Genomic DNA, 25,028 nt, shown 5'->3' on the forward strand with positions numbered 1-25,028 from the left:
GGGTCTCCCCTGCCCCGTACTCCCGCAGGACATTGAATTGCATCTTTGAATCCGCCCACGCACGAAGGAAATGCGATAGCATTTTCGAGGAGTCTGCGCGCCTTCCGCTCCAATCAACTCTGTTAAAAATCAACTATGGTCTTTAACTGAGTCAATAGATTAATAATAAAAATGCTTGTCAATTTTTCCATTTTTGATTAAAATTACTTATGGGAGTGACTGAGATGCTGGTGCTCTTCCCAGTCTTCAAAACTGAGTGGGACGTCCGTGAGGCGTTCGGTGGGTTCGATTCCCATTCTCTCCCGCCAAATTAAAATATTATGTTTACATTTACCTTCATAAAAAGAGGAGCACGGAACATGCTGTACCGAACTCCTCTTTTTTTTATTTTGTTAATTGACGGGATTTTCTAATGTCGGAGTTTGCTAGTTTTTTATTTAAGATTCACTTAAACCAATACTAAGGGTTTATGTGTACCGGCATCGGCCGGATGTACTCCATGACGGTAGAATTCGGCTTTAAAAGGATCCAGCGGTTTACGACCTAAGATTAAATCCGATGCCTTTTCCGCCAACATCAACACTGGTGCATGAATATTACCGTTAGTGACGTAAGGCATGGCAGACGCATCGACCACTCGTACATTGTCGAGCCCATGGACCTTCATGGTTAGCGGATCTACAACAGCCATGGGATCTGTATCGGGGCCCATCTTTGCCGTACAACTTGGATGAAGTGCAGTCTCTGCATCTTTCGCCACCCAATCCAAAATCTCCTTGTCTGTACGGACGGAAGGGCCGGGTGAGATTTCTCCTGAATTATAAGGTTTCAGAGCTCGCTGAGATAGGATGTCACGAGAAACTCTTATTGCTTCAACCCACTCACGTCGGTCTTGTTCGGTAGAAAGATAGTTAAAGACCATACTCGGGTGCTGTGTGGGATCACTCGAACGGATCTTCAATTTCCCCCGGGCATCGGAGTACATTGGTCCAACATGTACCTGGAATCCGTGAGCAGTTTCCGCTTTCTGTCCATCGTACCGAACCGCTAGAGGCAGGAAATGGAACATCAGATTTGGATAGGCAACTTCCTCGTTCGAACGGACGAAACCTCCGCCTTCGAAATGGTTGGTCGCTGCCGGACCAGTGCGTCCGAGTATCCACTGCAAACCGATCCAAGGCATCCGCGATTTCTTTAAGTTGGGCTGTTGGGAAACCGGCAGCGGACAAGCGTGTTGAATATAGACTTCGAGGTGATCCTGAAGGTTTTCGCCTACACCAGGAAGGTGAACGACTGGTTTGATGCCAATTGAGCGCAGATAATCGGCATCGCCAACACCTGACAGCTGAAGTAACTGCGGCGTGTTGATTGCACCGCCGGCGAGGATAACTTCACCTGCCGTAACATGATGAGTCTTTCCATTTCGTCGATATGTCACACCGTTTGCTCGTCTACCATCGATATCGATACTAGTAACAAAAGCACGTGTTTTCACAGTGAGATTCTGACGCACCATAGCCGGATGCAGATATGCACGTGCAGGTGAAAACCGCCTGCCTTTATACACATGCTTATCAAACGGACCGAATCCCTCTTGTCGATAACCGTTTACATCGTCGGTCCGCGAGTAGCCAGCTTCGACAGCTGCCTCAAAGAAGGCTTGGAATAGAGGATTAGTAGCTGGACCGCGTTCCAGTTTGAGGGGACCATCGTGGCCGCGCAGTTCATCTTCTGGGTCGGAACCTAAAGCATTTTCCATCCGTTTAAAGTACGGGAGACAGTGCGAAAAATCCCATGTTTCCATACCTGGATCCGCGCCCCAACGTTCATAGTCCAATGGATTACCGCGTTGGTAAATCATTCCATTAATGGAGCCCGAACCTCCGAGCACCTTGCCCCGGGCATGCTTGACACGTCGACCATTCATATAAGGTTCAGGGTCAGATACGTATCTCCAGTCATAGAGTGGCTTCCCTGCGGGGAACGGCAAAGCTGCTGGCATTTGGATCAATAGATCCCATGCATAATCCCTGCGTCCTGCCTCTAGAACAAGTACAGTGCGTGTTCCATCTTCACTTAGACGGTTGCCGAGAACACAGCCCGCACTACCGCCGCCAATAATAACGATGTCATATGTTTCTGTCATCTTCCAAACCCCCTTGGACGTTGAAAAAATTTAAATGCAGTGACAAACTAATTTACATTAAATCACAAGGTTTTCCAATGAATTGCGAATCATAAACGCTTCATAATTATTTTAATATTCTGCTATTTGAGTTGCTTTCCCCTTCACTTCTTTAAACCAATTCGTAGGTTCTGGTCTGGTATTCAGATAAATATGTTTGATTTCTGTATATTCTTCAATCCCAACATGACCCAACTCCCGGCCGATTCCGGACTGTTTATAACCACCCCATGGTGCTTGTGGAAAGTACGGATGATAGTCATTAATCCAGGTTGTTCCCATACGGAGTTTCCTTACAACCCGCTCGGCACGGTTCATATCGCGTGTCCAGACTGCTCCTGCAAGTCCATATACACTATCATTAGCAAGACGGATTGCTTCTTCCTCCGTTTCAAATTTCTCTATTGTTAGTACAGGACCAAAGGATTCTTCTTGGACAATGTGCATATTCGTATGACAATTTGTAAAAATTGTTGGTTCGATAAAAAAGCCTTTTTGCAGCTCAGGTGCACTAGGTCTTTTTCCTCCGAGAACAAGCGTTGCCCCTTCCTTTAGCCCAGCTTGAATATAATCTTCGATATTAGCCAAATGCTCAGCAGAGATAACCGGCCCCATTTGCGTATCCTCATCGAAACCGCTTCCAATTTTAATATGCTTTGCTCGTTCTACAACTGCTTCTACAAATCGATCGTGAATGGATTTTTCAAGAATTAAACGAGCCCCGGCAGAACAAACTTGTCCTGCGTGGAAGAAAACGGCATTTAGCGCATAATCAACCGCGGTATCAAAATCGGCATCCGCAAACACAATGTTTGGATTTTTCCCGCCAAGTTCCATTGAAATCTTTTTAAAGTTACCACTGGCTGCTTTCATTATATGTCTGCCTACATTTGTTCCACCTGTAAATGATATAAGGTCAACCAAAGGATTTTCTGCTAATTCTGATCCGACTGACGAACCTGGACCTAAAACAAGATTTACAACACCTTTTGGTAAACCAACTTCTTCAAAAATCTCACACATTTTAATAGATGTAAGTGGAGTGATTTCAGCTGGTTTTAATACTACTGTATTTCCTGCTGCTAATGCTGGAGCCAGTTTCCATGATGCCTGAAGCAATGGATAGTTCCAAGGAGCAATCAATCCACAGACTCCAACAGGTTCACGTACTACACGACTAACCGAATTTGGGTTGGGAGATTCAATCATCAAGCCCCCGTCTTTATCAGCAAGTCCAGCATAATATTGAAACACCCCAGCAATTCCATCCATATCATCGAGACTTTCTGTAACCGTTTTTCCTGTATTCAGCGACTCTAACTCCGCTAGTTCTTGTTTATACTCTTTTATTTTTTGAGCCACTTGAAAAAGAAAATCTCCTCTTTCCATTGCTGGAAGGGTGCTCCACTCCCCTTCATCAAAAGCTCTTCTTGCTGCTACTATGGCTTCCTTTGCATCTTCCCTGCTCCCCCGAGGAACCGTTTCTATCACTTCTTGATTAAAAGGATTGATGATCTCTTTGGTTTCATTACTTTTTGCCTTAACCCATTGACCATTGATGTACATTCGTTTCATTAGAAATAAACACCTCCAAAAATTGGAATTCGTTAAGAAAAAATTTAACGTTTTGAATCTACCGAAAGTATAAAACTTTCTTTTTATTCCGTCAATACTAAATTTTCTAAATATTTTATATTGACTTTTATTTTCTCTCTGCTATATTAAAATTATATTTTATGTATTTTTTTACGAAAAAAGGGGGTGATATTATGGAGAGGATGTGTATGAATGTGGTAGAACGAGATCTTCAACCCCAGGATAAGGATTATTTAGAAGTACTAGAAGAAGCAGAGGTAAATGTGATTGATGCTATAGCTGAAACGATGGATTTATATGGAGTAACTCCATCCGTCGGCAGACTTTATGGAGTTTTATATTTTAGCGATGAACCAATGACATTGGACCAGATGGGCAATAGTTTGGGAATGAGCAAACCATCTATGAGTACCAGTATCAAATCTCTAATGGATATCGAAATGGTACAAAAAGTTTGGCGAAAAGGGGAACGAAAAGATTTATATACGGCAGAGAAAGACTTTTTTGTATCTTTTGTTTCCTTTTTCTGCAAAAAGTGGAATCGTGAACTCTCAATAAACTTACAAGCGATTGAAAAATCAACTGAACAATTAAATTCTCTTTTAGAAAATCCTGATGTGCCAGATGCTATACAAACAAAAGCCCGAAAAGATCTTCAATTACTAGAAGAAGCAACTAAATATTACATTTGGTTAAAAAAAGTGGTGCTAGGATTGCGTTCAAAAGAATTGATAAAACTAATTGAAGAGTTTGATGGTAATTAGTAGGATTGGGAAAATGAACGAATCTGCTCCTTCTTCTATTGATTCTCTAAATGGAAATATCCAGTTAGATTTTCCTTCAAAAAAAATGTAAGCGATTCCGAAAAATGCCGATAAAAAGTTTAGTAACTATTTCTTCAAGAGAAAAGGGTGAACCGAGTAAAGTTGGCGCTGTACACGTTCACCCATTATATGTGATGGTCAAATAACACGACACATCTAATATATTATACCATTAATTCTTCCAAGTTGTACCAATCCTTTCAATATATAATTCTAGAAATCATTAGATGTTAAGTGATGATATAAATAAGCTCCTAATAAAACCATTTGGAAGAAGGTATGAATTTGGGCGGAAATGAAGCAACTCAAACACAAGACAATGTACAAACTATTACCATCGATCAACAAGAAAGACCAAAGCGAATATTTTGGACTCCATTTAAAACAGCACTAGCGGGTTTTATTGTATTTACTAGTTTTAGTGTGATTTATTCTCTCTATTCTCAAAAAAGCATTTATTGGCCGGGTTTGTTAATGATGCTTCTTCTTTACTGTACGTTTTATTATGTTGGTGCCAAAGCAGTAGCAAAACATAAAGGGAAAACTGATGATATGCTTGTCGCCGGAAGGTCAATGCCCCTTTGGATTTCAATGTTTACGATGACCGCAACATGGGTCGGTGGAGGATACATTGCAGGAACGGCAGAAACTGTTTATGGTTCTGGGATCGTATGGACACAAGGGCCATGGGCGTACTCATTAAGCTTAATATTTGGGGGCATTTTCTTCGCAAGAAAAATGCGGAGACTCGAATTTACTACAATGTTGGATCCTTTAGAAGAACGTTTCGGTAAAAAAATGGCTGGACTTCTTTATATTCCTGCTCTACTCGGTGAATTATTTTGGAGTGCAGCGATTTTAACTGCTTTAGGTACGGCGATTGGAGTGATTCTTGGATTAAGCTTTACCGTATCGATTATTTTTTCCGCGGTTGTTGCTATTGGATACACAATAATCGGTGGTCTTTGGGCAATTGCTCATACAGATGTATTGCAAATCACCATTATGTTTATTGGTTTAATACTCGTTTTACCCTTCGCATTTGGTCATGTTGGAGGGCTGTCAACGGCTTTTAACCATTACGCAAGCAGCATGAAGGACTCGATGAGCCTCTTCCCTCCATTAATGGGATGGAAGGATCCACACTGGGGAAATCAGTATTGGTATTGGTGGGATTTAGCTTGCTTACTTGTCTTTGGCGGTATCCCTTGGCAAATTTATTTCCAACGCGTGCTTTCGGCAAAAAATGAAAATGTTGCTATGTGGTTGTCTATTACTGCAGGAATCTTGTGTTTCATAGCTGCTATTCCTCCTGCCCTAATAGGAATTGCAGGATTTAAAGCCAACTGGGCATCCTTTGGAACGTCAGCTCCGGAAAGTTCTTCAATGATTCTCACCTATGTATTTAAATTTATGACCCCGGATATTGTTGGTGCCATTGCACTTGGCGGATTAGCCGCAGCTGTTATGGGAGCTGTGGCAGCCTCATTACTTTCGGCTTCTGGTATGGCTTCTTGGAACGTATATCGACCATTAGTAAAACCAAAAGCAACACCTCAGCAGCTTCAAAAAGTAATTAGAAGAACTGTGGTCATTGTTGGTGTAACTGCTACATTAATTGCCATAAATGCCAAAAGTGTCTATACATTATGGTACTTATCGAGCGACCTAATTTATTGTATTTTATTTCCTCAGCTGACTAGTGCTTTATACTTTAAATGTGTAAATTGGTATGGTTCACTAGCTGGATTCATTGTCGCTTTAGTATTGCGAATCGGTGGTGGAGAACCATTACTCGGTTTACCTGCTATCATTCATTATCCAATGACAGAGCATGGAACAGTATATTTTCCATTCCGTACCACCGCCATGCTAGCAGGATGGATTACTATTCTAGTAGTCTCTTATTTTACTCGACATAAATGCCCGCCAATCCCTCTACGCAACAAACCAGTTAGAGTATCCTGAAATCAAGAGATACTTATACTCAAAAAAGGAAAGGAGGGCTCCCCTTCTTTCTTAATCACTAAATCTTTTCATGTATATGAGAAAAAAAAGTATAGTGTCATCACAAAGCCACAGGGACGGTTCCTGAGGTCAGAAACCGAATAACATTTGACCATTAGAACCGTCCCTATGGATTACTCAAATTAACCCAAGTATCGATGGTAAAGCGCCTTAGCTTCGGTAATATCCTTCGTACCGTGAACTAACACCCTTCCGTCTTTAAAAACGACTAATCGGTGTGAACCCAATGTATAAGATAAAAGGAAAGGATTTCGCTGTACTGTTCCGCCATTTTTCGCCAATATTTTTTCTAAAGTTTCTAAATCCATTACGGTAGGAATGGAAGGTCGGATCTGCACAGAATCTCTCCCACATAGGACAGCTGATTTTGTTTGATTTTCAAATGATAAAAAAGGGTAAGAGCGTTCATTCCCACAAGAAGGACAGTCCGCTTTTTTCAATTTATCCACTTGGACTGCACTAAATTGGTTTTTCCATAAATCAAAAGAAACTAGTTTGTTTCTTAATGAATCCATATCACCGACCAAAATTTTCAATGCTTCACTTATTTGATAAGAGACGACCATATTCACTGCTGGACTTATAATCCCTGCTGTGTCACAGGTTAATCCCCCTAGTGGAACCGTATCTAATAAACATGAAAGGCAAGGCGTCTTTTCAGGAATAATCGTGTAGGAAATACCATAGCTTCCAACACAAGCACCGTAAATCCATGGGATACCAACTTTTTGCGATACATCGTTGATGATCATTCTGGTTTCGAAATTATCTGTTGCATCCATGATCAAATCCACTTTTTGAGCCCAGTCTTCCAACTCTACGACTGTAGCATCCCCAATGATGGCCTCAATGGCCACAGACGAGTTAATAACTGTTAAGCGATTTTTAGCCGCGATCACCTTGGGAATCCGGTTTTTGGCATCTTCTTCTGAGTATAACAGCTGCCGCTGTAAATTGGACCATTCCACATAATCACGATCCACGATGGTTAGTTTTCCAATTCCAGCGCGGACGAGGGCTTCCGCACATCCTGACCCGAGTGCTCCCACTCCGATAATGAGTACATGTTTATTGGAAATTAGTTGCTGCCCTGCTTTTCCAATCGGTGAAAATAGCTCTTGCCTTGAGTACCGATTATTCACCCAATACTCATTCCTTCCTTTGGACTGCTTGCTGTTGCATATCTCTTTTTCTCGATTCGACCGGCTTCATAGCCTAATCGTCCCGCTTCTATCGCTAGTTTCATCGCTTTGGCCATTTTTACCGGATCCTTGGCCGCTGACACAGCCGTATTTAATAACACCCCATCCGCTCCTAATTCCATTGCCAAAGCCGCATCCCCAGGTGAGCCAATCCCTGCATCCACAATCACAGGAACGACCGCTTGTTCGATAATAAAGTTCAGGTTAACGGGATTGATGATTCCTTGACCAGATCCGATTGGCGATGCCCCTGGCATGACAGCATGACAACCGGCTTCTTGAAGCTTCCTGGCTAAAACCACATCATCGGAGGTATACGGCAGGACAATAAATCCCTCCTTCACTAATTCTTGTGTGGCTTTTAAGGTTTCAATCGGGTCAGGGAGCAATGTTTTATCACAGCCGATCACTTCCACTTTAATCATATCGCATAGGCCTGAAGCTTTGGCTAATTTGGCAATCCGTACAGCCTCTGCTGCGGTTTTTGCTCCTGCAGTATTGGGCAGAAGCGTATATTTATTGGTGTCTAGCTGTTCCAAAAAATTCTGCTGGCTTGATTCAAAAATATTCATACGTCTAACCGCAAACGTAAGAATTTCTGCTTCGGAAACTTCCACAGCTTCCTTCTGGATTTCAAAGCTTGGATACTTTCCCGTTCCCAGTAACAAACGAGATTGAAAGGATAATGAACCGATTTTCAACATCATCAACCGCCTCCTACAAAATGGACTATTTCAATTTTATCTTTATCTGCTAATCTAGTACTTTGGTGTTCTAACTTGGTTAATATCTCACCGTTCACTTCCACGACAACGACCTTATCATGGATTTCATAATGTTTGAGAACATCTGAAACAAACAATACCTGCTCTGGCAATTGGACCAACTCGCCATTCAATAATACCTTCATGTTTAACCTCCCAAATCCACCGTTACTTTATGTCTTTCTAATTGAAATGCTAAGAGAAGACTCTCATCTAGCAATCTGCCTGCCAATAGATCAGCGACTAGTTTCCCTGTAATCGGACTTAATAAAATCCCATTTCGAAAATGCCCTGAGGCAACAAACAGTCCCTTCCAGTTGGGATGCTCACCAAGGTAAGGAAGTCCATCGGCAGTTTGCGGCCTAATTCCCGACCACACCCGCTCCCACGCTGCCTCCTTAATCTGAGGAACAAGTTGAGAGGCTCTTTCTATTAATGTCGTAATTCCTTCTGGCGTTACCTTGTTATCAAAGGTATGCTCAATCATGGTCGCCCCAATATAAATTTCCCCATTTCGCTTTGGGACCAGATAACAGCGTTTATCGGAAAAAATCGTCGTGTTGATGATCGGTTTATCTGTTCTTATCGAAAAGCATTCACCTTTAACAGGATAAACACTAATATCCAGCCCAGATTCACGCATTAATTTCGCCGCCCAAGCCCCGTTTGCTACGACCACTTGCTCGCTATGGATGATGCCTTTGGTGGTTTTAACTCCTTTCACCTGTCCATTTTCAAAAATAAACGAAAGGACCTCCGTGTTTTCAAGTATTTCCACCCCAAAATAGACAGCCGCTTTGGCAAACGCTTCGGTTAACTTTGCTGGCTGCACATGCCCATCGTTAGGGAGATACATCGCTCCGACTACATGGGTCGAAAGGGACGGTTCCATTTCTTGTAATTCCTTTGTATCCAGCCATTTAATCGTTGGATCCCATTTCCTTTGAAAGGCAACCTGTTTTTTTACTTCGTTTGCTATTTCTTCGGTTTCAGCAATTTTGAACATCCCTTTATTTACATACTCGATATCAATTCCTGAATATTCATATAACTCACTTGTAATCGCAGAAAACATTCCCTGACTTTTTAAAGCCAGCTGGAATAAAGGACCGTCTTGTTCAATCTCCGCTTGTGCTGCCAGCATTCCGGCAGCCGCACTTGACGCTTGGCAAGCCAATTGATCTTTCTCAATGATGATTGCTTTTCTTCCCATTTTTGATAGTTGATAGGCAATGGAGGTCCCGTTAATTCCTCCACCAATTATGGCAACATCAAATGAATTTTCCACTTTATCCCTCCTTTAATACATTTATGTAAGCTTTTACTGCCAATAATGGATCGCTAGCTTCTAAAACACCTGACATGACAGCAATCCCCTTTGCTCCAGCCTGAAGTACCTGCCCCGTATTCTCGGGTGTTATGCCGCCAATGGCAATCACTGGAATGTCCAGTTGGGTTATCCTAGATAATTCCTCTAGTCCTTTGGGTCTCATTCCTGGCTTTGATTGGGAAGGGAAAACATGACCGTATAGGACGTAATCAGCACCACTTTCTTTTGCTTTTTCTCCTTCTTCGTAGGAGTGAATGGAACTCCCTAACATAAGTTGAGGAAAATTTTCTTTTACAAGGTCTGCAGCTAAACTATGAAAGGCTAATTGAACTCCCCTGACTCTTGTTACGAAGGCAACATCGACCCGATCATTAATCATCATCTTAGATAGGGGTATGTTTTTCTTTGAAAAAAGTTCAACTGCTTGAAAAAGGTCCCGAGCGGATCTTTGTTTCTCTCGTAGGTGAATCGCGGTTACATATGGGTGAATATCCATTACAATTTCACATAATTGCTCGATCGGCATTTTTCCATTGGAGATAATATGAAACTCTTTCCCATTAAAACTAGTGAAAATACAAGTCCCCCCTTTGAGAAGTTTCCGCTTATCTATAAAATAAAGTGAAAAACAAAAAACCACTTCCAAATGTTTAAGGAAGTGGTCGAAAATTTGAATAGAAACGATGGTTCTTCAAATATCCAGTTTTCCACTTCCCTACGCTGGTATTAGCCAGATCAGGTTCATAGAGTCCCGAAGTTACACTTCAATCTCAGCCCTTTAAAAAGGCACCTCTAGCGGAATTGCTTGAAATATTAATTTGTAATGTAAACCTTTCAGGATAATATTAACACTTCGGTTAGAAAAGTTAAATAACTTTTTTATACTTAGGGAACCTTCATTTAACTAATATTTAGTTTACTATGCTTTCTGCTAATTAAATTTCTTTGCTATCTTATTATTGGTAACTTCGATTTTGCCCGGCAAAACAAATAGATACTCAATCAAGCTTTCTAATAAGTCCATTATTAACGATGTCGTCTCGTAATCCATTTCGGTTTCCAATTCAAGCATCCGATGAAGGGAACCATCAGTTGCCAATAAATGGCTAAGGGATTGAATAGGCTTTGCCAAATCCACATGATTCGGCAGGATTTCAAGCTGTTGAGACAAAGGCTGAGCCTTACTTTTATCCCCGAGAAAATGCTTTAGGATACTTTCAATCACACGTTTAGACATAACGGCAGTTGCTGAATTTTCTCTAGCTTCATAAACATTTATTGCTGAACGGTAGGCTCTGATCAGATCCTTTGGTATATTGGGTAGACTTTCTATTTGATTTACCGGATGTTTGGAAGCTTGAAGGTCATAAATAAAAGTATCAGCATTTTCGCCTTGTTCATCTATACCTTCCTTAGTCATAATGACGAATACTGCTGATTTTTTACATAATGGACAACTACACTCAGTTACCATGCCATTCTTACTGCTCTGGTAGTTTGCATTAAGCATAAATTCAGTGGTTTTTCTGCATCCCGGGCATTCGTACTGAATATTCTTTGGTATCTTTAGATTCCCATACTTTATGTAAGAAATAACGGAGCCTGGATTTATCCTTCTCATTCGCTATGCCTCCCGAATTTCATTTATGCATACTTCCAGTGTGTCTCCTTTTACTACATCACCAATTAGATTTCATTCCTATAGTTTTTTCATCCTTTAGGTTTTCCATTCCAAGAACTAATTAAATAAATCCTTTCATATATGTTTTTGTTACCCAAAAAGTTAAATAACAAAGGTAATGTTTAAAAAATACAGGGTTAATTCGGTGTTGCATCTGATTATTTGATGCATTTAAATAATCTATTCGAGGTATGGGTTGTTAAAGCCGAAGAAAGTATTTATTAGAAGCTCTCCATCCTATAAGTAATTGATGGTTTCACTATAGGTAACCTTAATAGGTTGTTATCCCTATTCTCATATATTCATTTTTTAAAAATGAATCAGATAAAATAGTTATGTTATTGTTGGTAAATGGTTTTTTCTGAAAACATGTACATTCAGGTATAGAAACAAAACTGAAACCATCCAAAATTGGATGGTTTCAGTTTTGTTTATTTTTGCAATAAAACCTAGCTTCGGAAACCTCCCTTTAACCAGGCGCGGGGACGATAGGTTCCAACAGGGATTTTAATCAAACTGGTTTTTCCTTTCGAATTGATCCTGTAAAGTTCATCACATTGGTTCACATCAAAACCCAGCAATGGATGGCCCCCCATCCCTAAGGCACCCGACACCAAGAGCAGCCGCTGCACAAGAATGCCCGCCTCCATCTGTTGAATACGATATCCTCTATACCCTAACTTCTCTTTGTTGTAATCCCTGTCTCCAACGACATGCATACATAACGGAACTTGAAACAGATTCACATTGGGCATTGTTAATCCAAAATGTAAAAGTTGCCGGTAATCACCCTGATTAATTCTCCGAAGGGCATGAGTACTAATGTCATAGGAGTAGGTACCATTTGGTACGCCCTCGACGTTATACAAACTGCCATACAGTGAAAAACGAGTCTCTATCTGCCCTTCTGTTTCATCGAGGTCATTTTGATATGAGAAGGAAAATGTATCTTTTAACAAAGTCGAAAGTTGAATTTGACTTACATTTCCCAAAACAAAATCGCTATCAAGTGAATGGCGCTCCCTGCAAATGGATGCGAAATCGTACGATAAGTGGTCTGTTAAGGGCAAAAATAACATCTCAGAACTTAAGGAAAGCTTTTCACTTTTCTGTTTCATGATTTTCACAAATGACTCAGTCGTTTCCATCCTCGATGCCTCAGTAAGTTTTCTCAGCATCGGATAATCAAGGACTCTCTTCGATCGGTTATAATAAACATGTTTCAACATGGGAATTTCCCTGCATAATTCAGTCGCAGAAACAATGTCACTATTAGTCTCATTGTCAGCATAATGGATACGTTGATGTATGGCTAATGGAATAACCGCATATACACTTTCTTCCTTTTCAGATAATCCAAGTAAATGATTGATGGCCGGATCAAGAAATTGATAGCATACGCGAGAGAAAAACCCAATCTGTTCGGCCACTTCCAACGTTTGCCCTATTAACACTCCTGCATCTAACCCTTGGAGCCTATAAGAAAAGTTATTGTATTTATAGAAATTCTTCCAGAACATCGTCGAGACAAAAACAGTGCAAAAACTGTTTGAAATATCACAACCGTTACCAAGACTTCTAGATAAGTAGGAATCATAGTTTCCTTCTCGCAGCAAAACAAGGCTGTGATGGGCCGCATCGTAATGGTAAATTCCATTTGGAGCTCCCTCTAGATTTACATAAACATATAATTCACTCGGATACAACGCTCCTCCGGATGGAACAAATCTCCTTTTTGATTGGGCAACCATTACATCATTTTCATCCATTCCAACGTTTATTGCGGTTTGTGAATATTGTGTTAGACCATATACATACCATAAGAAATGGCCAAGCTCCTCCAGACTTGGTTTTTGCTGGAAATCTCCTCGCTTGAGGGATAAAGGTTTTTCTGTGTTGAGAGGAATCACTGGTAAGCCGCGATACAGTTTATAGGGCAGGGGTCCATCTTCCCAGTCCACCTGCCAATCAGGCGGAAAGATTTTTTCCTGGTCAAAATGCAAATTGTGTAGAAATGTATCGAGCTCCAAACTTAAACCTCCTACTCTTCAATTATGGAAATGGATGGGGATATGGATTTAGTTGTTCGTATGATAACGGTGTCTTCTTATATCCTAGCTCCTTCGGTACCTTGAGTACCCTCTCCAGCCCTTTCACACGGGTAAGGTGATGACCAAACGTCATTGGTAACATTCCTGGAATTAAAACCTTTACACAGAATAATCCGTTCCGTTCTATAACTGGAGTTGTTTGATTAACCACAATGACTTCGAGGTTTAAGCGGCGGAATCTGTTTAAAATATCCAATAGATCATCCTTCAAATCAGAATTGGCCGGAGGCTGCTTGAATTCTTCAGCAAACGTACGGGATGGACGCTTGTCATCTAATATAAAATCCAGCCGTTCTTCAGCTTCAGGAAGTCCGTACAGCAGACCATGGTCCTCCATCGTCCGTACTGCGAACGGATCTCGCAGCATATCTTTATATTTCTGTCGATTTTGTTCCAATTTTTCGTCATGTTTACCCATCATTCCTGCAAGCTCGTAAATCGTGCTTTTTACGGCGCTTACAGGATCAAGGTTCGCTCCGGCTGCACAAATCAGGTTTAGCCCTTTGGATCTTCTGTTTTTTGCTAGTGCCCATACGCTTGGAATTCCATGCTCCATCGTCGAATTGTAAAAATGAAGTTCATATCCTGTCACTTCATGTACTCGGTCGACCATCAGCCGTAATTCCTTATCGTCGGCAGAATGAAGGTCAATCCGCGGAAGAGGAAGTTTGGCATACCAGGTTAACAAGAAGGAATCCCGCTCAACGACTTCCATGATTCCATGGAAAATCGCTTCCTCTAAACTCCCCCCTAATGCACATCCGTTGGAGGTTTCATAAACGAAACACTCCCCATAACCCAAACTGTAATAGGCTAGTAACTCCGGTACCAAAATAGGTCGCTCTTGTAAGAACGAATAGCCCCAAACCCAATTCATCGGGGTATCAGGATGAAAGGATTTAAACGGAAAATGTGGCTTTCTATATTGTTCTTTTTCATGTAAACCTACCCTTGCTGGATTTAATGCTATTTTTTCTAGATTGTGATAGCTGTCGCGAACGATCTTTCTTTTTCCTCGCGGCTCAAGCCCGCAATATCGTTCCAAGCCTTCCAAAATAGCAGTCTGCTCGCTCATTTCATAAGAATTAGACCTTCCCGCTACTCCCTCATCCCCTTCAAACAGCGGCAGGTTTATTAATACATCCGCGAACGGCAGGGAGAAATCCTGCATTTTACCATTCATCACCCCACTGCGATAATCGAGGTAATCCTTGACGAGGAACGGTTTCAATTCCTCCATCGAACGTGTGCGATAACCCCTACTATTTATTTTAGGACTGGATTCCAACTTGATTTGAGCCAATTCCGGCGTGTCATCAGGTAATGGACTGCAGATAGGGCATAATGGATCTGGCAAGAATGGATGAAGAGAGTTTGTTAACGTCCTCAGATTCATAATGAAAACTCTTTCTTCCAAATGGCTGGGTTCCCCTTGAAAAACCTTTTGTACTTCGTTACATATCAACGCGGCGATTTGCGATAGACCCGTTCTTGATGCCCAAGCATCCTGCATTTCACCTTCTCCTCTAGCCCTGCTCATCTGAAATCCCCACATCTCACGGCGGTCAGGTCCAGCTAATATACGCCGGATGTCAGCACAACGAGAACATCCTGGTCTTTCGGGGCGTACGATTGGACCGATAATTCCCTCCCCAAAGGAAATGAATCCTCGAAGCCAGGGTATTCCTGGTTCCCTGAATCTTTCTTCTGCATTTTTATGATCCAATGGATTCCATGCATCGTTTAGTACAAGGGCGAATTCTGTGTCTTCGGGGATTTCTTCTAATAGGCTTTGACGCTTAACGAGATAGCTGACGGACAATCGATCAGAGACAAAATCCGCTAATAATCCCTGTCCCTCAATAAGAATCTGGGCAGCCATCAGGATTCCCCCTCTCGGACCTGTACACCATACACTCCTGCCAATTCTTGTTTTAAAAATGGTTCGAACGCAAGATCATAGATGAATAGCTGTTTGTTCTTTCTGTTCAACACCTGTAAAGAAGATTGCAATAACTCCAATTGTGTTATTTCTGCATATGAGGGGATATCGAGCTTAAATTTCTTTTCTTTCAGAAAAACAGCTGACTCCATTTCCCTCTCGTTTACATTCAAGTCGTTTTGTGCATCCAACAGCGCCTGTTGTAATGAATAACGTAATGCCAATGCCGTATTTAAACCTGCCCTGGTGTACCATCGGCCATTCGATCGTACCCCAATGACAGGGAATCCTAAAATATCCTCTTTCAAGCCGATTGTCGGTGCACCATTTAAGGTAGTCAAGGCATTTAAATATATTCGGCACTGTTGATCTTCTATCGTTCCCAGTGGAATTTGAAAAATCGTGCTGTTATCATTGGCCTTTCTTTGTCTCAATTCTTCATCAATATATGCCTGAAGACCTCGACAAACTGCCTCTGGGATTGTTTCTCCCGCACCTACGCCCATGAATCGATCGTGTACATTCACATTATTTTTCCGATCTGTGAATTCCTCTATCATTTGCGAGACATACATTTCTATACCTGTGAGTCCTGCTTCCCTTCTTGCTTCCTCATGGGTTAATCCTGTGCAGATAACCTCCGGCAGGAGAGTTGCCGGTCCTTCTGAAACTGGATTAACAGCTTGAACATAGCACTGTGATAGAGGAAGCTGTTTCAGATCACGTTCCTCCCAGATATGGAAAATACCCGTTTCTACAGAAGTGATTAGATTGAAATACTCCAAGAGGTTATGATTTGGATCCTTTTCACTCTCGTCTTGCTCTAAGCCTACATCGAGAACTTCCACAAGTCGAGGCGAAACATCATAATTGGCAACCAATGGATGGGGGATGAATGAAATCCAGTCTCCTTCGAGTGTTTCAAGATCAAGATTGTAAATTTTGGTACTCTGATTGGAGTCTGCTATGTCGGTAGCCTTTTTAAAAAATTCAAATACCATGACATGGGCAAGAATCGCTCCGGCTGTTCCCGAAAAAGATGGCTGCTGTCGATCTAATTGCAAGGAAGATTGATGGATTCGGCGCCATGCGGATTCAAAGCATCCCTCGGATTCAGGATGAACCACTGGACCAGCGAGCCCCACTTGGTTTAAGCAGATGCCCGGTACAAATACCTTCCGCTCTTCTTTGCACACCCTATTTAGCTCCCTAAGCTCTTTTTCATTTCCATCTTGTGAGATATATAGGATCCAATCATAGGGCTTTACTGCTTCTTGCCAAAAATCCCTGCCATCAGCGTGATATGGTATTTGTTCTACCATCACCTCGGAGTCATCGTTGCGGGCATTGCGAACGAGTTCATGAATCCGTACCTCATTTGTTGGTACCGAATCCGTTATCATGAAATGGAATTTTGGAAGCCCCGATTCAAGTAGGGCATCAGCCAATGAAACCAAAACGGATCCAGAGCCAACAGCCAAAACTTTAGCCTGTCGGTATTGTTGAAATCGGTACGGACCGGAATCTACAAAACTCTCGATAAATTCCATTTGTGAAGCGTACTTTTCGAGAATGTTCCTTTTCAATTGGTGAGGATGATCTTGGCTTACATCTCGAACAAAACCATTCTTGTACAATGTTTCTCCAATCTCATATACCCTGTTACGATATGGGGGTGTTAATCCTTCTGTTATGTGTTCTAATGATTGCTCCCCGTTGAACATTGGCATCAGTTTTTCAATCCATTGATAGATGGTACCGCCTTCCAAACGGAATGAACTTTGATTATTTCTAAAATACACACCACCTTGTGGATCAGGTAAATAAAAGGTATCTCTTTTCACCTTCAGACGTGAATTTGTGTTTAGTTCTGCCATTCAGCTCCTCCTTCGTTCAAATTATTCGTAGATATGCACTATCAGTTTATGTACTTTTATTTGTCCAATATGAGTAAAATAAAGCCAACTTGACGTTTGGCAAGCACCTATTTTCCTATCGGTAAAAAAGAAATGCCCCTTCAGCAGGGGCATTTTTTTAAAAAATTTACCACCAGAAACCGAAACAGCTAAAACCAATACCAAAACAGCTAAAACCAATACCAAAACAGCTAAAACCAAAGCAACTGCCACAGCCGCCACAGCCGCCACAACGGAAAAATCCACCGCAACGCCCAAAGCCACCACAACGGCCAAAGCCACCGCAACGGCCGAAGCCACCGCACATGCCACCGCAACGACCACAGCCACCACAACGCCTGTCGTCAAAAAGGCTAAGATCTTGAGTTTGATAATCCATAGGAACTAACTGACCCACTTGGTAAGGATCCATCCCTAACGCTTGAAGATCATTTTGGAAATTCTGCATTTTTTCCTCCCCTTTGCTATTTATAATCAGGTTATCCACCTGTTAAGAGAGTTGAATTGTTTTTTTATGAACCCGTGTAGGCTCCTTCTCGTACTCTCTTAAACAAATTATGATTCTTTTTAGGTCATTGTTACTGATGTAAAAGCCTATTTCATTATGTAAAATGTTTCTTCATTACAGAAAGCACTGATCGTTGATTAATCCTTACTTGAATTAAATCTACGTTTTTAAAAATAGGCTGTGTTAAAGATCATTGTTGATTTTTTACCCCTGTTGATTGGAGTGGAGGGCGTGAGACTCCTCCGGGATATAGATGTTACTGGAGACCCCGCAGGCGCCAAAGCGCCGAGGAGGCTCCAAGACCCCAACCAAATTGGTTGAGATCTTTTGAACGCCAATCTTTACGTTTTTACGGACTAAAGCGCACGACGAGCACCTATATGAAGGGTGATTTGTTATTTTAATTAACTAAAAATCAGCACTTGTCCACTCCATTTTCATAATCTGACATATATTATTATTGCCACCGCCAAAGACATAGATATTTACCTCCAAAGAGACGTTTGCATGTAGTGCAGACGTCTCTTTACGTTTAAAGACAACGCTGATTTTTTTGTCACTATGATGTTTGTCCAATCGTCCCTCCTCTAAAAAAATATATATATATATATATGGAAAAGGTTTTCTCTTAAGAAAAACAAAGGGTGGTGATAAATATGTTTGGATACGGATGCGGCGGTTATGGCTACGGAGGTTTCGGCTTTTTTGGCAACAGCTTTGTTTTAATCGTAGTATTGTTCATACTTCTTATCATTGTTGGAACATCCTTCATCTAATAACAGGGTAAGATGTTTGGCATATGAAAAAGGCTCCAGTTAAGGAGTCTTTTTTGCTTCAATTCGGGGATGGGGACGGTTCTTCTGGTCTGCACCAAACATATTTTGAGCTATGAGAACCGTCCCTGTGGAATCTTTTACATCCCAACCTCCTCAGCAGCATACAACTCAAACGGATTAGCAGTATCTGATTGTCTGGCTAATTTTTCAGTGATCAGACGGTAGCCTTTGCCGTATTCATCTTCCCGGTTTAGGAGTTGTTGTTTGAGCAGGTTGGCGTAAGGGATTTCTCCCAGATGGGTCATCATGTGTACTTCCACCCAAGAGGCAAATCCTTCAATCTCTTCATGCGTTAGCCTTTCCACTTCTAAATTTTCAAACTGCCAAATATGGGTCAGCTCGTGGGCTAAAGTAGCAAGCGTGTAGATTTTTGGCGATCCATTTTCTACTAAAACTTTAAGCTTTCCATGAACATCCATGCTTGCTTTACCGGTTAACCGAGGCTGCCCCGCTTCCGGAATAAAAGGTAAGCCGCTTATTTTGTGGATCTCTGCTGCACTGAGCACCGACAGCTCTATATCTGCTGGCAAAGGTACTAAAAATAATTCAGTGAATAATTGACGAACTTGGTTATAGAGCGGCTCAACCTGTAAAACATCGTCGATGGCCGTCTCATTACAAGTAAAGCATCTTTGCCTGCCATCATCGAGTTGATGAACTTGAGTGGATGAAAACACATTTCCACAGAACACGCATTGAGTAACGCCGCCACTCATTTTTAGGTTGTCTCCATCATTTAAACGTCCAAGATATTCTGTCCGTACTTCCCGTAGTTTTTTCCTTGTTAACAGCTCATCGATCATTAAATAGGTTTCACGTAAGGCAAGTTCTGTTGGATACCTGTCATAACCAAAATGAAGGTAATCACTTTTACCGTTACTTTCATTTGATAACCAATACAAATAGTCATTCAGAATATCAAAGATTTTTTCCCAATTATCTCGAATCGCTTCCAAAATTCCGAGGTGGACAGGAGAATCTTCTATCATGTATAAGATAATCTGCCCCTCGTCTTCCGTCTCACCATCCATCCGTAAGGAAGGCGTAATCAGTTGTAACTTTTTAGATATGGTGTCTGTCTCATCAAAAAATGAACCATCTAATCGGGCACAAACCTTCACAAAATGATGTGTATCCGGAAATAAGGACAAATACAACTCATTTAACAATAATGCGAGCGTAAATTTAATTTGAGCCGGGTTTTGAATGGTTCCATCTTTTGCACGAATTGCCATTCTTAGTAGATGGCCGTTCTCATACTGCCTTATTATCTCCTTATCTGGATGGAAGGAATGAACCTTCATCGATTTTAGATTCAACATTTGATTTAATTCCACATAGCCGCATGTGTGAACTCTGACATCCGCCTGCAACTCTCGAATGCTGACCTCCACCCGGTCAAATGAAATGGTTTTATTTTCATAGCTGCCTGCATCTGTCAACTTACGAATTTGATATTCCATTCTAGGACGGTAATATTTCTGCTCAAAAAGCGGTTCAAAGCTGACTTCCACGACTCCATTCTCCAGATCCACATTCTGAATTTTGTAAAGTTCGCCATTAAAGGAATGAAATTGACCCGGCAGGTATTGTTGATAGATATGCCCTTCAAAAATCTCTGAAATGCACTTGTTGTTATGCCTAATCTCAATAAAACGGAACCCTCTTGGTAAAATCTTTTCCTTAGCTGTATACGGAATCCGAAATTGGCTCTGCCTTACAAAATCCCTTTTCGTACGGTCGAACTTTACTAACTCTCTAGATTCGATATTCAATCGGTAGGTCAATTTAGGACCAAAAGCGATCGAGAACAACTCGTGAACACCTTCTACCACTGAGCGGTAGGAATGTATCTTCGCTTTGCTTAAGTAGTTCTCTATTTCTTCCTCGTTCAGGTAAAAATGACATAACCGCTCTAATAGGTAATAGGCAATGCTCCAAACCGATTGAGATAAGCGTGGAGCCAATGGAGCAACCGTCCGACTGGTGCTCATATAAAACTCCAACTGATTTGCTAAATAATCGCGAATTAAATAGGGTGGGGATACGATATGCACAAAGGAAGCCATTTTGCCGGCACCTTTCCACATATTCAAACGATCCACTAGATTGTAGTGATGGTCTCGAATGAGTAGAAAGGAGAAATCATCACTCGGAATGGAAAGATTTCGTTCATGTATTCGCATCCTTTTAAAAAAATGATCCAATGTCTCTAAATCAAAACCAAGCTCAAATAACGCCGACTTCGCATCCATGATTTCCTGTATGCTTTCTTTCACTGTGGTCTTCCGCTGATGGATGAAGTGAACGGGTTCAATATTTGCCTTGATAGCTGGCAAGGATAATACCACTTCCGCTTCTAACTGTCGGTGCGACATCTTCGGAAGGATGGTTTGCTGAAATAAATGTTCTCCTTCTTTTTTCCAAACCATATAGAGTAAATTTTGACTAATGCTCGAGGAGGCGACGAGATCTCTTGGCTCGCATTGCAAGACTGTACGGATGGCAGGCTCTAATCCTTCATACCACTCTGATAGGATGATATACTGCGGTTTTTTGCCAATTAGCTCCCTTACATTCGAGTTAAACGCATGCAGAATGGTGGAATAGGTTGGAATCAGTTTTTCTGCCTGTAATAGCATTATGCCTTCCAATCTCTTTGTTTTTTCTAACTGGCTTAAGTATTGCAAGAATCGGTTCTCCTGCAAAATATCAGGTGAAACAACCAAAACATCGGAATTGATGTTTTGCTCGAGGGCATCTGCAAAAGTGCTTACCTTCCATACTTGATCGATCCCGGACACTTCGCTAATTCTATTCGTTAGCCATACTACAGCTTCCTCAGCAGCATGATGGCTATGGGCAATGATCAAGATCTTCTTATTTTTCGTCAACAAATGATACAATGCCGGAAAAAAATAGGAAGAGAAATCTTCGTAGATGACATCCTCAATCAACACATCATGTTCTTGAATGATTTCTAACATCATCCTCGTATAACTCTCATCGATGATCAGATTTCTTTTCTTTATTCCCTCACAAATAGTATTCATAATCAATTGATGTTCCGGGTCAGACGAGAGATTCTCATAGGAAAAATGATTGGTTCGATGAGGAATAAGCTTATTTTCTGTGATGATCCCATCTGCCAGCAAGCGGTCTTCCCATAGTTCCTTGTATTGTTTAAATAACACCTCATAGGTGGCAAGCCTTGTTGAGATGACATCGTCCCCAACAATGAAGCCTTCACTATATGCAGCCTTTCGCCCATTTAAGAACCAGGCAATCTCCATCAACAGAACAATGGAGATAATCGGATATTTAGGTAAATACTGAATCAACGATAAATGATATACACTGGCAATCATAAGGAGCACCAGTAAAACAAATGGGAAAATACTAGCATATTTGAAAAACCATGAAAGGTACGTCCATTCCTTTTTCAAAAGGATCTGTCCACGGCTTTTGATATACACCAGCGAAACAGTTCCCGGCACAAATAGTTTCGTTTTTGTTCTATTTACGAGATCTTCCGGATAGAAGATGGCTGCAGCTTTTTTCGGAAGTGTGTCGATCCAGCTTAGCCAGCGGTACTTAATCGGCTTTTGTTCCGGTTGTTGTACAGACAGCCTCCCCACCATTCTCCAACACCATTTTACCAACAGAAACACAACCAAAAACGATAGATTGATTAACAGCGAGATATACGATAGTAAACTGGACATTTGTTCATCCAGGAATTTTTCAAAAAAACGAGTGAAACTATCATCTAATAGAAGTAAAGGTAAGGAAGTGATTAGGGCTGCGGCCGGGAGCACAAGCTGCTTATAACGATGTTCCTGAGATAAATTTGCCGTATAAAGGAGGATGAAACTGATCACAAAGACGACTAGACTTCCTAACAATAATGCAAGTAAGTTCATAGTTTATACACCTTATCCTCTTGGATCCGAATTTGATCAATTTCATTGAAATAAGTTGATTGATATTGTTCAATGGCACTGCCAAGATATACTTCGATCCCATTTCCCCCAGCCTCCTGCAAGCCCGCTTGCTGAAAGGGTGAATAAATAGGATTCTCGTTTACACTCTTTTCCATTTTAATCACCGGAACACTACGTTCTTTATTAGCCGTGTCCTGTTCGAAATTCATTTGCAGAATATGAAGCAGCCGGTTGGCCATATAAGCAAATTCTTCTAATTTAATAAGGTGATAGCGCTGCAGCAGATTCTGTTCCTTCTTCTCTTCTGCAATGCTAGATACTTTTTCGTGATATTTTCGTAACGAAAAAAGCTTGAATAACTGGTTTAGGTAATGATTGTATTGATGCTGGGAATTCACTTGCATTTGATAAATTCTATCAATGTGCTCATAGGTTTGTTCTTGAAATTTCCAAATCGGACGATGGGAAGTTCCTTTTGTCAAAAAATATCCCAGACAGGTAACAGCAAGGATCACAACAAAGACTATCGCAAAATTGAATGTCCATCCTCCCTGAGATGTGGTGGCTGCCCACATATGCAGGTAAGGCAGGATTAAAATTAAAAAAATGAGTGCTCCCATCGTCTGGTACTGGCGCTGGCTAGGAATCAATTCTAGGAGAAAATGCATCTTCTTTTTCGCACCTGGCACATGATTTTTCCAGGCAGAAAGAGCTTCTGACGAAGAAGGCGCTGTGTCGATTACCTGTTGGTGCACAAGACTCATCTTTTCAACCAATTCCTGTTTATAATCATTAATCTCAATCCATTCTTCCTCTTCCAAAAATTCATTTTTCCTTTTTACTACATTCAATTTTTTGAGGGCTTCTCTTGATTTTTGAAGAAGCTCCCTTTCACGATCAATGAGGGTGGTTTCTGCTTTATAAAGCTGATCCTGCCATTGGTCAAAGAAATGATACGTAATCTTTGAATGTTTCGAGAGTGGAGGATTGAAATCCCTTTTCTTTTCAATCGCTGTTGCCGTATACGGGGCAAATTCATCATCCTGAAATCGATTGGTATGAAACTGGTTTTGGAGTAATAGTTGATCCTTTATTTGCTTTTTCACCTTTACCAGATTGATATAATAATTTTTCAGTAATTTCTCTAAACGCTCCTCTTCTAACGTCACCTGGATCACACTCGCACTTCCCTTGTCCATCCTTTCAATAAGGGATGGATGGTGGCATATGGTCAGAAGGAAATAGGCGAGTTCCAAAAATCCTTTCATTCTTTCCCGATGAGAGCTTTGGTCGATTTCTTGACGAATTAACCGAATATCACCGATTTCACTTTGGATTCCCACATGAAATTTCAAGCTGCTTGAAAGCTCTTTTGATGGCGAAAAGTTCGTTAACGATTGCGTTAAAGGGGGCGTCATTATTTGCTTTAGCTTATTCTTAAAATCTTCCAACACAATCTCGAGCTGCCGAGAGGTCATCCAATTATCATGAGCTTGAACCTCTCCTAGATTCACCAAAAGCTCCTTTTTTCGACTGGTCAACTGTTTAAGACAGCTCCTCACCCGATCACATTTATCTTTTAAAGATAACATGAATTCATGATCTGGTTGGTCTAAAACAATATCTTGAAGCCGGATTGTGTCCCCCCACTCTTCATCCAGCTTGTTTATTTCCTGTTTCGTAAAGGCATTGCCCATTCCAAAAGCTAGTTGGTCTGATTCGAGATAACCAAAATGATCCAGCTCCCAACACCTTTTTAACTCTGCCTCGTTTGGAGCGTAATGAGAATTTCTTTTGATCATATCAACTAAATGTAAAATGGTTTGAAGCGGATAAAAACCTTTGTCCTTTAAAGGTGTAAGTAGTTCTCTCCTTATTTCTGATAGCTGCGTCGTTAAACGTAAATGCCGATTTCGTTCATCATTTAGATTCAGGAGAATGATCAACTGCCAATCCTTTATTCGAAGACGGTCTAAATGTTCAATCATTCTATCCGCTAATGTGGAATAGAGAGGTTGAGAGGAGGAGTCCTCCTCCCAGTAAAAGATTACTTCGTTATGATTCTGCAGCTTATAAAAAAATGGCTCGACTAGGTGCCAATCTTCATACTTTTTGCCAAAATGTATCACAATGGAGTGCATCAGAATCAGTCCTTTATCAC

17 protein-coding genes, 1 tRNA gene, 1 pseudogene and 1 riboswitch are annotated in these 25,028 nt (G+C 41.2%); of the genes and pseudogenes, 4 read left to right on the top strand and 15 right to left on the bottom strand.

What is annotated here, in order from left to right; genetic code table 11:
- Positions 1-211 precede the first annotated feature (211 nt).
- Positions 212-308 (top strand) — tRNA-Sec (locus V7161_RS15725).
- Between the two features lie 140 nt (positions 309-448).
- On the opposite strand, the gene betA is transcribed toward V7161_RS15725, so the two are convergent.
- Positions 449-2,146: a choline dehydrogenase gene (gene betA, locus V7161_RS15730; protein ID WP_335713925.1), complete on the bottom strand. Its 1,698-nt coding sequence runs from the start codon at positions 2,144-2,146 to the stop codon at positions 449-451.
- A gap of 111 nt (positions 2,147-2,257) precedes the next feature.
- The gene (gene betB / locus V7161_RS15735) at positions 2,258-3,760 is read right to left on the bottom strand and encodes a betaine-aldehyde dehydrogenase (protein ID WP_335713926.1); all 1,503 of its coding nucleotides are present in this window, start codon (positions 3,758-3,760) and stop codon (positions 2,258-2,260) included.
- Positions 3,761-3,969: 209 nt separating this feature from the next.
- Between betB and cudC the strand changes: the two genes are divergently transcribed.
- Entirely contained in the window at positions 3,970-4,545 is a 576-nt protein-coding gene (gene cudC / locus V7161_RS15740; RefSeq protein ID WP_335713927.1) for a choline uptake/conversion transcriptional regulator CudC, read from the top strand.
- Between the two features lie 423 nt (positions 4,546-4,968).
- The gene (locus V7161_RS15745) at positions 4,969-6,573 is read left to right on the top strand and encodes a sodium:solute symporter family protein (protein ID WP_420491628.1); all 1,605 of its coding nucleotides are present in this window, start codon (positions 4,969-4,971) and stop codon (positions 6,571-6,573) included.
- A gap of 182 nt (positions 6,574-6,755) precedes the next feature.
- Here V7161_RS15745 and V7161_RS15750 read toward each other — a convergent pair whose 3' ends face one another.
- The 11 genes from V7161_RS15750 to V7161_RS15800 all read right to left on the bottom strand — a co-directional run bounded on the left by V7161_RS15750 (position 6,756) and on the right by V7161_RS15800 (position 18,663).
- Positions 6,756-7,775 (bottom strand): thiazole biosynthesis adenylyltransferase ThiF, encoded by a 1,020-nt coding sequence (locus V7161_RS15750; protein WP_335713929.1) that lies wholly within the window; start codon positions 7,773-7,775, stop codon positions 6,756-6,758.
- Positions 7,772-8,539: a thiazole synthase gene (locus V7161_RS15755; protein WP_335713945.1), complete on the bottom strand. Its 768-nt coding sequence runs from the start codon at positions 8,537-8,539 to the stop codon at positions 7,772-7,774. Before V7161_RS15755 ends, V7161_RS15750 begins: the two co-directional genes overlap by 4 nt.
- A 2-nt stretch (positions 8,540-8,541) precedes the next feature.
- Entirely contained in the window at positions 8,542-8,745 is a 204-nt protein-coding gene (thiS, locus tag V7161_RS15760) for a sulfur carrier protein ThiS (RefSeq protein ID WP_335713930.1), read from the bottom strand.
- 2 nt (positions 8,746-8,747) lie between these two features.
- Positions 8,748-9,887 carry a glycine oxidase ThiO gene (gene thiO, locus V7161_RS15765; protein WP_335713931.1) on the bottom strand — a complete coding sequence of 380 codons (1,140 nt, stop codon included), beginning with the start codon at positions 9,885-9,887 and terminating at the stop codon, positions 8,748-8,750.
- A gap of 1 nt (position 9,888) precedes the next feature.
- A complete protein-coding gene (gene tenI, locus V7161_RS15770) occupies positions 9,889-10,542 on the bottom strand; it encodes a thiazole tautomerase TenI (protein WP_335713946.1) in 654 nt (217 codons plus the stop codon).
- Positions 10,543-10,624: 82 nt separating this feature from the next.
- Positions 10,625-10,733, bottom strand: a riboswitch (TPP riboswitch).
- A 127-nt stretch (positions 10,734-10,860) separates the two neighbouring features.
- A complete protein-coding gene (locus V7161_RS15775) occupies positions 10,861-11,550 on the bottom strand; it encodes a hypothetical protein (RefSeq protein WP_335713932.1) in 690 nt (229 codons plus the stop codon).
- Positions 11,551-12,059: 509 nt separating this feature from the next.
- Positions 12,060-13,640, bottom strand: a complete 1,581-nt coding sequence (locus tag V7161_RS15780; protein ID WP_335713933.1) for a SagB family peptide dehydrogenase — start codon at positions 13,638-13,640, stop codon at positions 12,060-12,062.
- Positions 13,641-13,662: 22 nt separating this feature from the next.
- A complete protein-coding gene (locus tag V7161_RS15785) occupies positions 13,663-15,603 on the bottom strand; it encodes a TOMM precursor leader peptide-binding protein (RefSeq protein WP_335713934.1) in 1,941 nt (646 codons plus the stop codon).
- On the bottom strand, positions 15,603-17,540 hold the full coding sequence (locus V7161_RS15790; protein WP_335713935.1) for a putative thiazole-containing bacteriocin maturation protein: 1,938 nt from the start codon (positions 17,538-17,540) through the stop codon (positions 15,603-15,605). Before V7161_RS15790 ends, V7161_RS15785 begins: the two co-directional genes overlap by 1 nt.
- 166 nt (positions 17,541-17,706) lie before the next feature.
- Positions 17,707-18,027: a heterocycloanthracin/sonorensin family bacteriocin gene (locus tag V7161_RS30405; protein WP_420491627.1), complete on the bottom strand. Its 321-nt coding sequence runs from the start codon at positions 18,025-18,027 to the stop codon at positions 17,707-17,709.
- Between the two features lie 468 nt (positions 18,028-18,495).
- The gene (locus tag V7161_RS15800) at positions 18,496-18,663 is read right to left on the bottom strand and encodes a hypothetical protein (RefSeq protein ID WP_335713937.1); all 168 of its coding nucleotides are present in this window, start codon (positions 18,661-18,663) and stop codon (positions 18,496-18,498) included.
- A gap of 131 nt (positions 18,664-18,794) precedes the next feature.
- Between V7161_RS15800 and V7161_RS30410 the strand changes: the two are divergent.
- A pseudogene (locus V7161_RS30410) lies at positions 18,795-18,863 on the top strand (YjcZ family sporulation protein); the annotation flags it as partial.
- Between the two features lie 137 nt (positions 18,864-19,000).
- Here the strand turns inward: V7161_RS30410 and V7161_RS15810 are convergent.
- A complete protein-coding gene (locus V7161_RS15810; RefSeq protein ID WP_335713939.1) occupies positions 19,001-22,846 on the bottom strand; it encodes a hypothetical protein in 3,846 nt (1,281 codons plus the stop codon).
- Positions 22,843-25,008: a hypothetical protein gene (locus tag V7161_RS15815; RefSeq protein ID WP_335713940.1), complete on the bottom strand. Its 2,166-nt coding sequence runs from the start codon at positions 25,006-25,008 to the stop codon at positions 22,843-22,845. Before V7161_RS15815 ends, V7161_RS15810 begins: the two co-directional genes overlap by 4 nt.
- Positions 25,009-25,028 lie beyond the last annotated feature (20 nt).

It is taken from the genome of Neobacillus drentensis, from assembly GCF_036965425.1.
GTDB lineage: Bacteria > Bacillota > Bacilli > Bacillales > Cytobacillaceae > Neobacillus > Neobacillus drentensis_F.

What these genes read in the sequence shown, in the direction of transcription:
- thiS (WP_335713930.1), bottom strand. Translation starts at nt 8,745, where the DNA reads ATGAAGGTATTATTGAATGGCGAGTTGGTCCAATTGCCAGAGCAGGTA.
- V7161_RS15775 (WP_335713932.1), bottom strand. Translation starts at nt 11,550, where the DNA reads ATGAGAAGGATAAATCCAGGCTCCGTTATTTCTTACATAAAGTATGGG.
- V7161_RS15790 (WP_335713935.1), bottom strand. Translation starts at nt 17,540, where the DNA reads ATGGCAGAACTAAACACAAATTCACGTCTGAAGGTGAAAAGAGATACC.
- betA (WP_335713925.1), bottom strand. Translation starts at nt 2,146, where the DNA reads ATGACAGAAACATATGACATCGTTATTATTGGCGGCGGTAGTGCGGGC.
- V7161_RS15815 (WP_335713940.1), bottom strand. Translation starts at nt 25,008, where the DNA reads ATGCACTCCATTGTGATACATTTTGGCAAAAAGTATGAAGATTGGCAC.
- V7161_RS15755 (WP_335713945.1), bottom strand. Translation starts at nt 8,539, where the DNA reads ATGTTGAAAATCGGTTCATTATCCTTTCAATCTCGTTTGTTACTGGGA.
- betB (WP_335713926.1), bottom strand. Translation starts at nt 3,760, where the DNA reads ATGAAACGAATGTACATCAATGGTCAATGGGTTAAGGCAAAAAGTAAT.
- cudC (WP_335713927.1), top strand. Translation starts at nt 3,970, where the DNA reads ATGAATGTGGTAGAACGAGATCTTCAACCCCAGGATAAGGATTATTTA.
- V7161_RS15810 (WP_335713939.1), bottom strand. Translation starts at nt 22,846, where the DNA reads ATGAACTTACTTGCATTATTGTTAGGAAGTCTAGTCGTCTTTGTGATC.
- V7161_RS15785 (WP_335713934.1), bottom strand. Translation starts at nt 15,603, where the DNA reads ATGGCTGCCCAGATTCTTATTGAGGGACAGGGATTATTAGCGGATTTT.
- V7161_RS30405 (WP_420491627.1), bottom strand. Translation starts at nt 18,027, where the DNA reads ATGCAGAATTTCCAAAATGATCTTCAAGCGTTAGGGATGGATCCTTAC.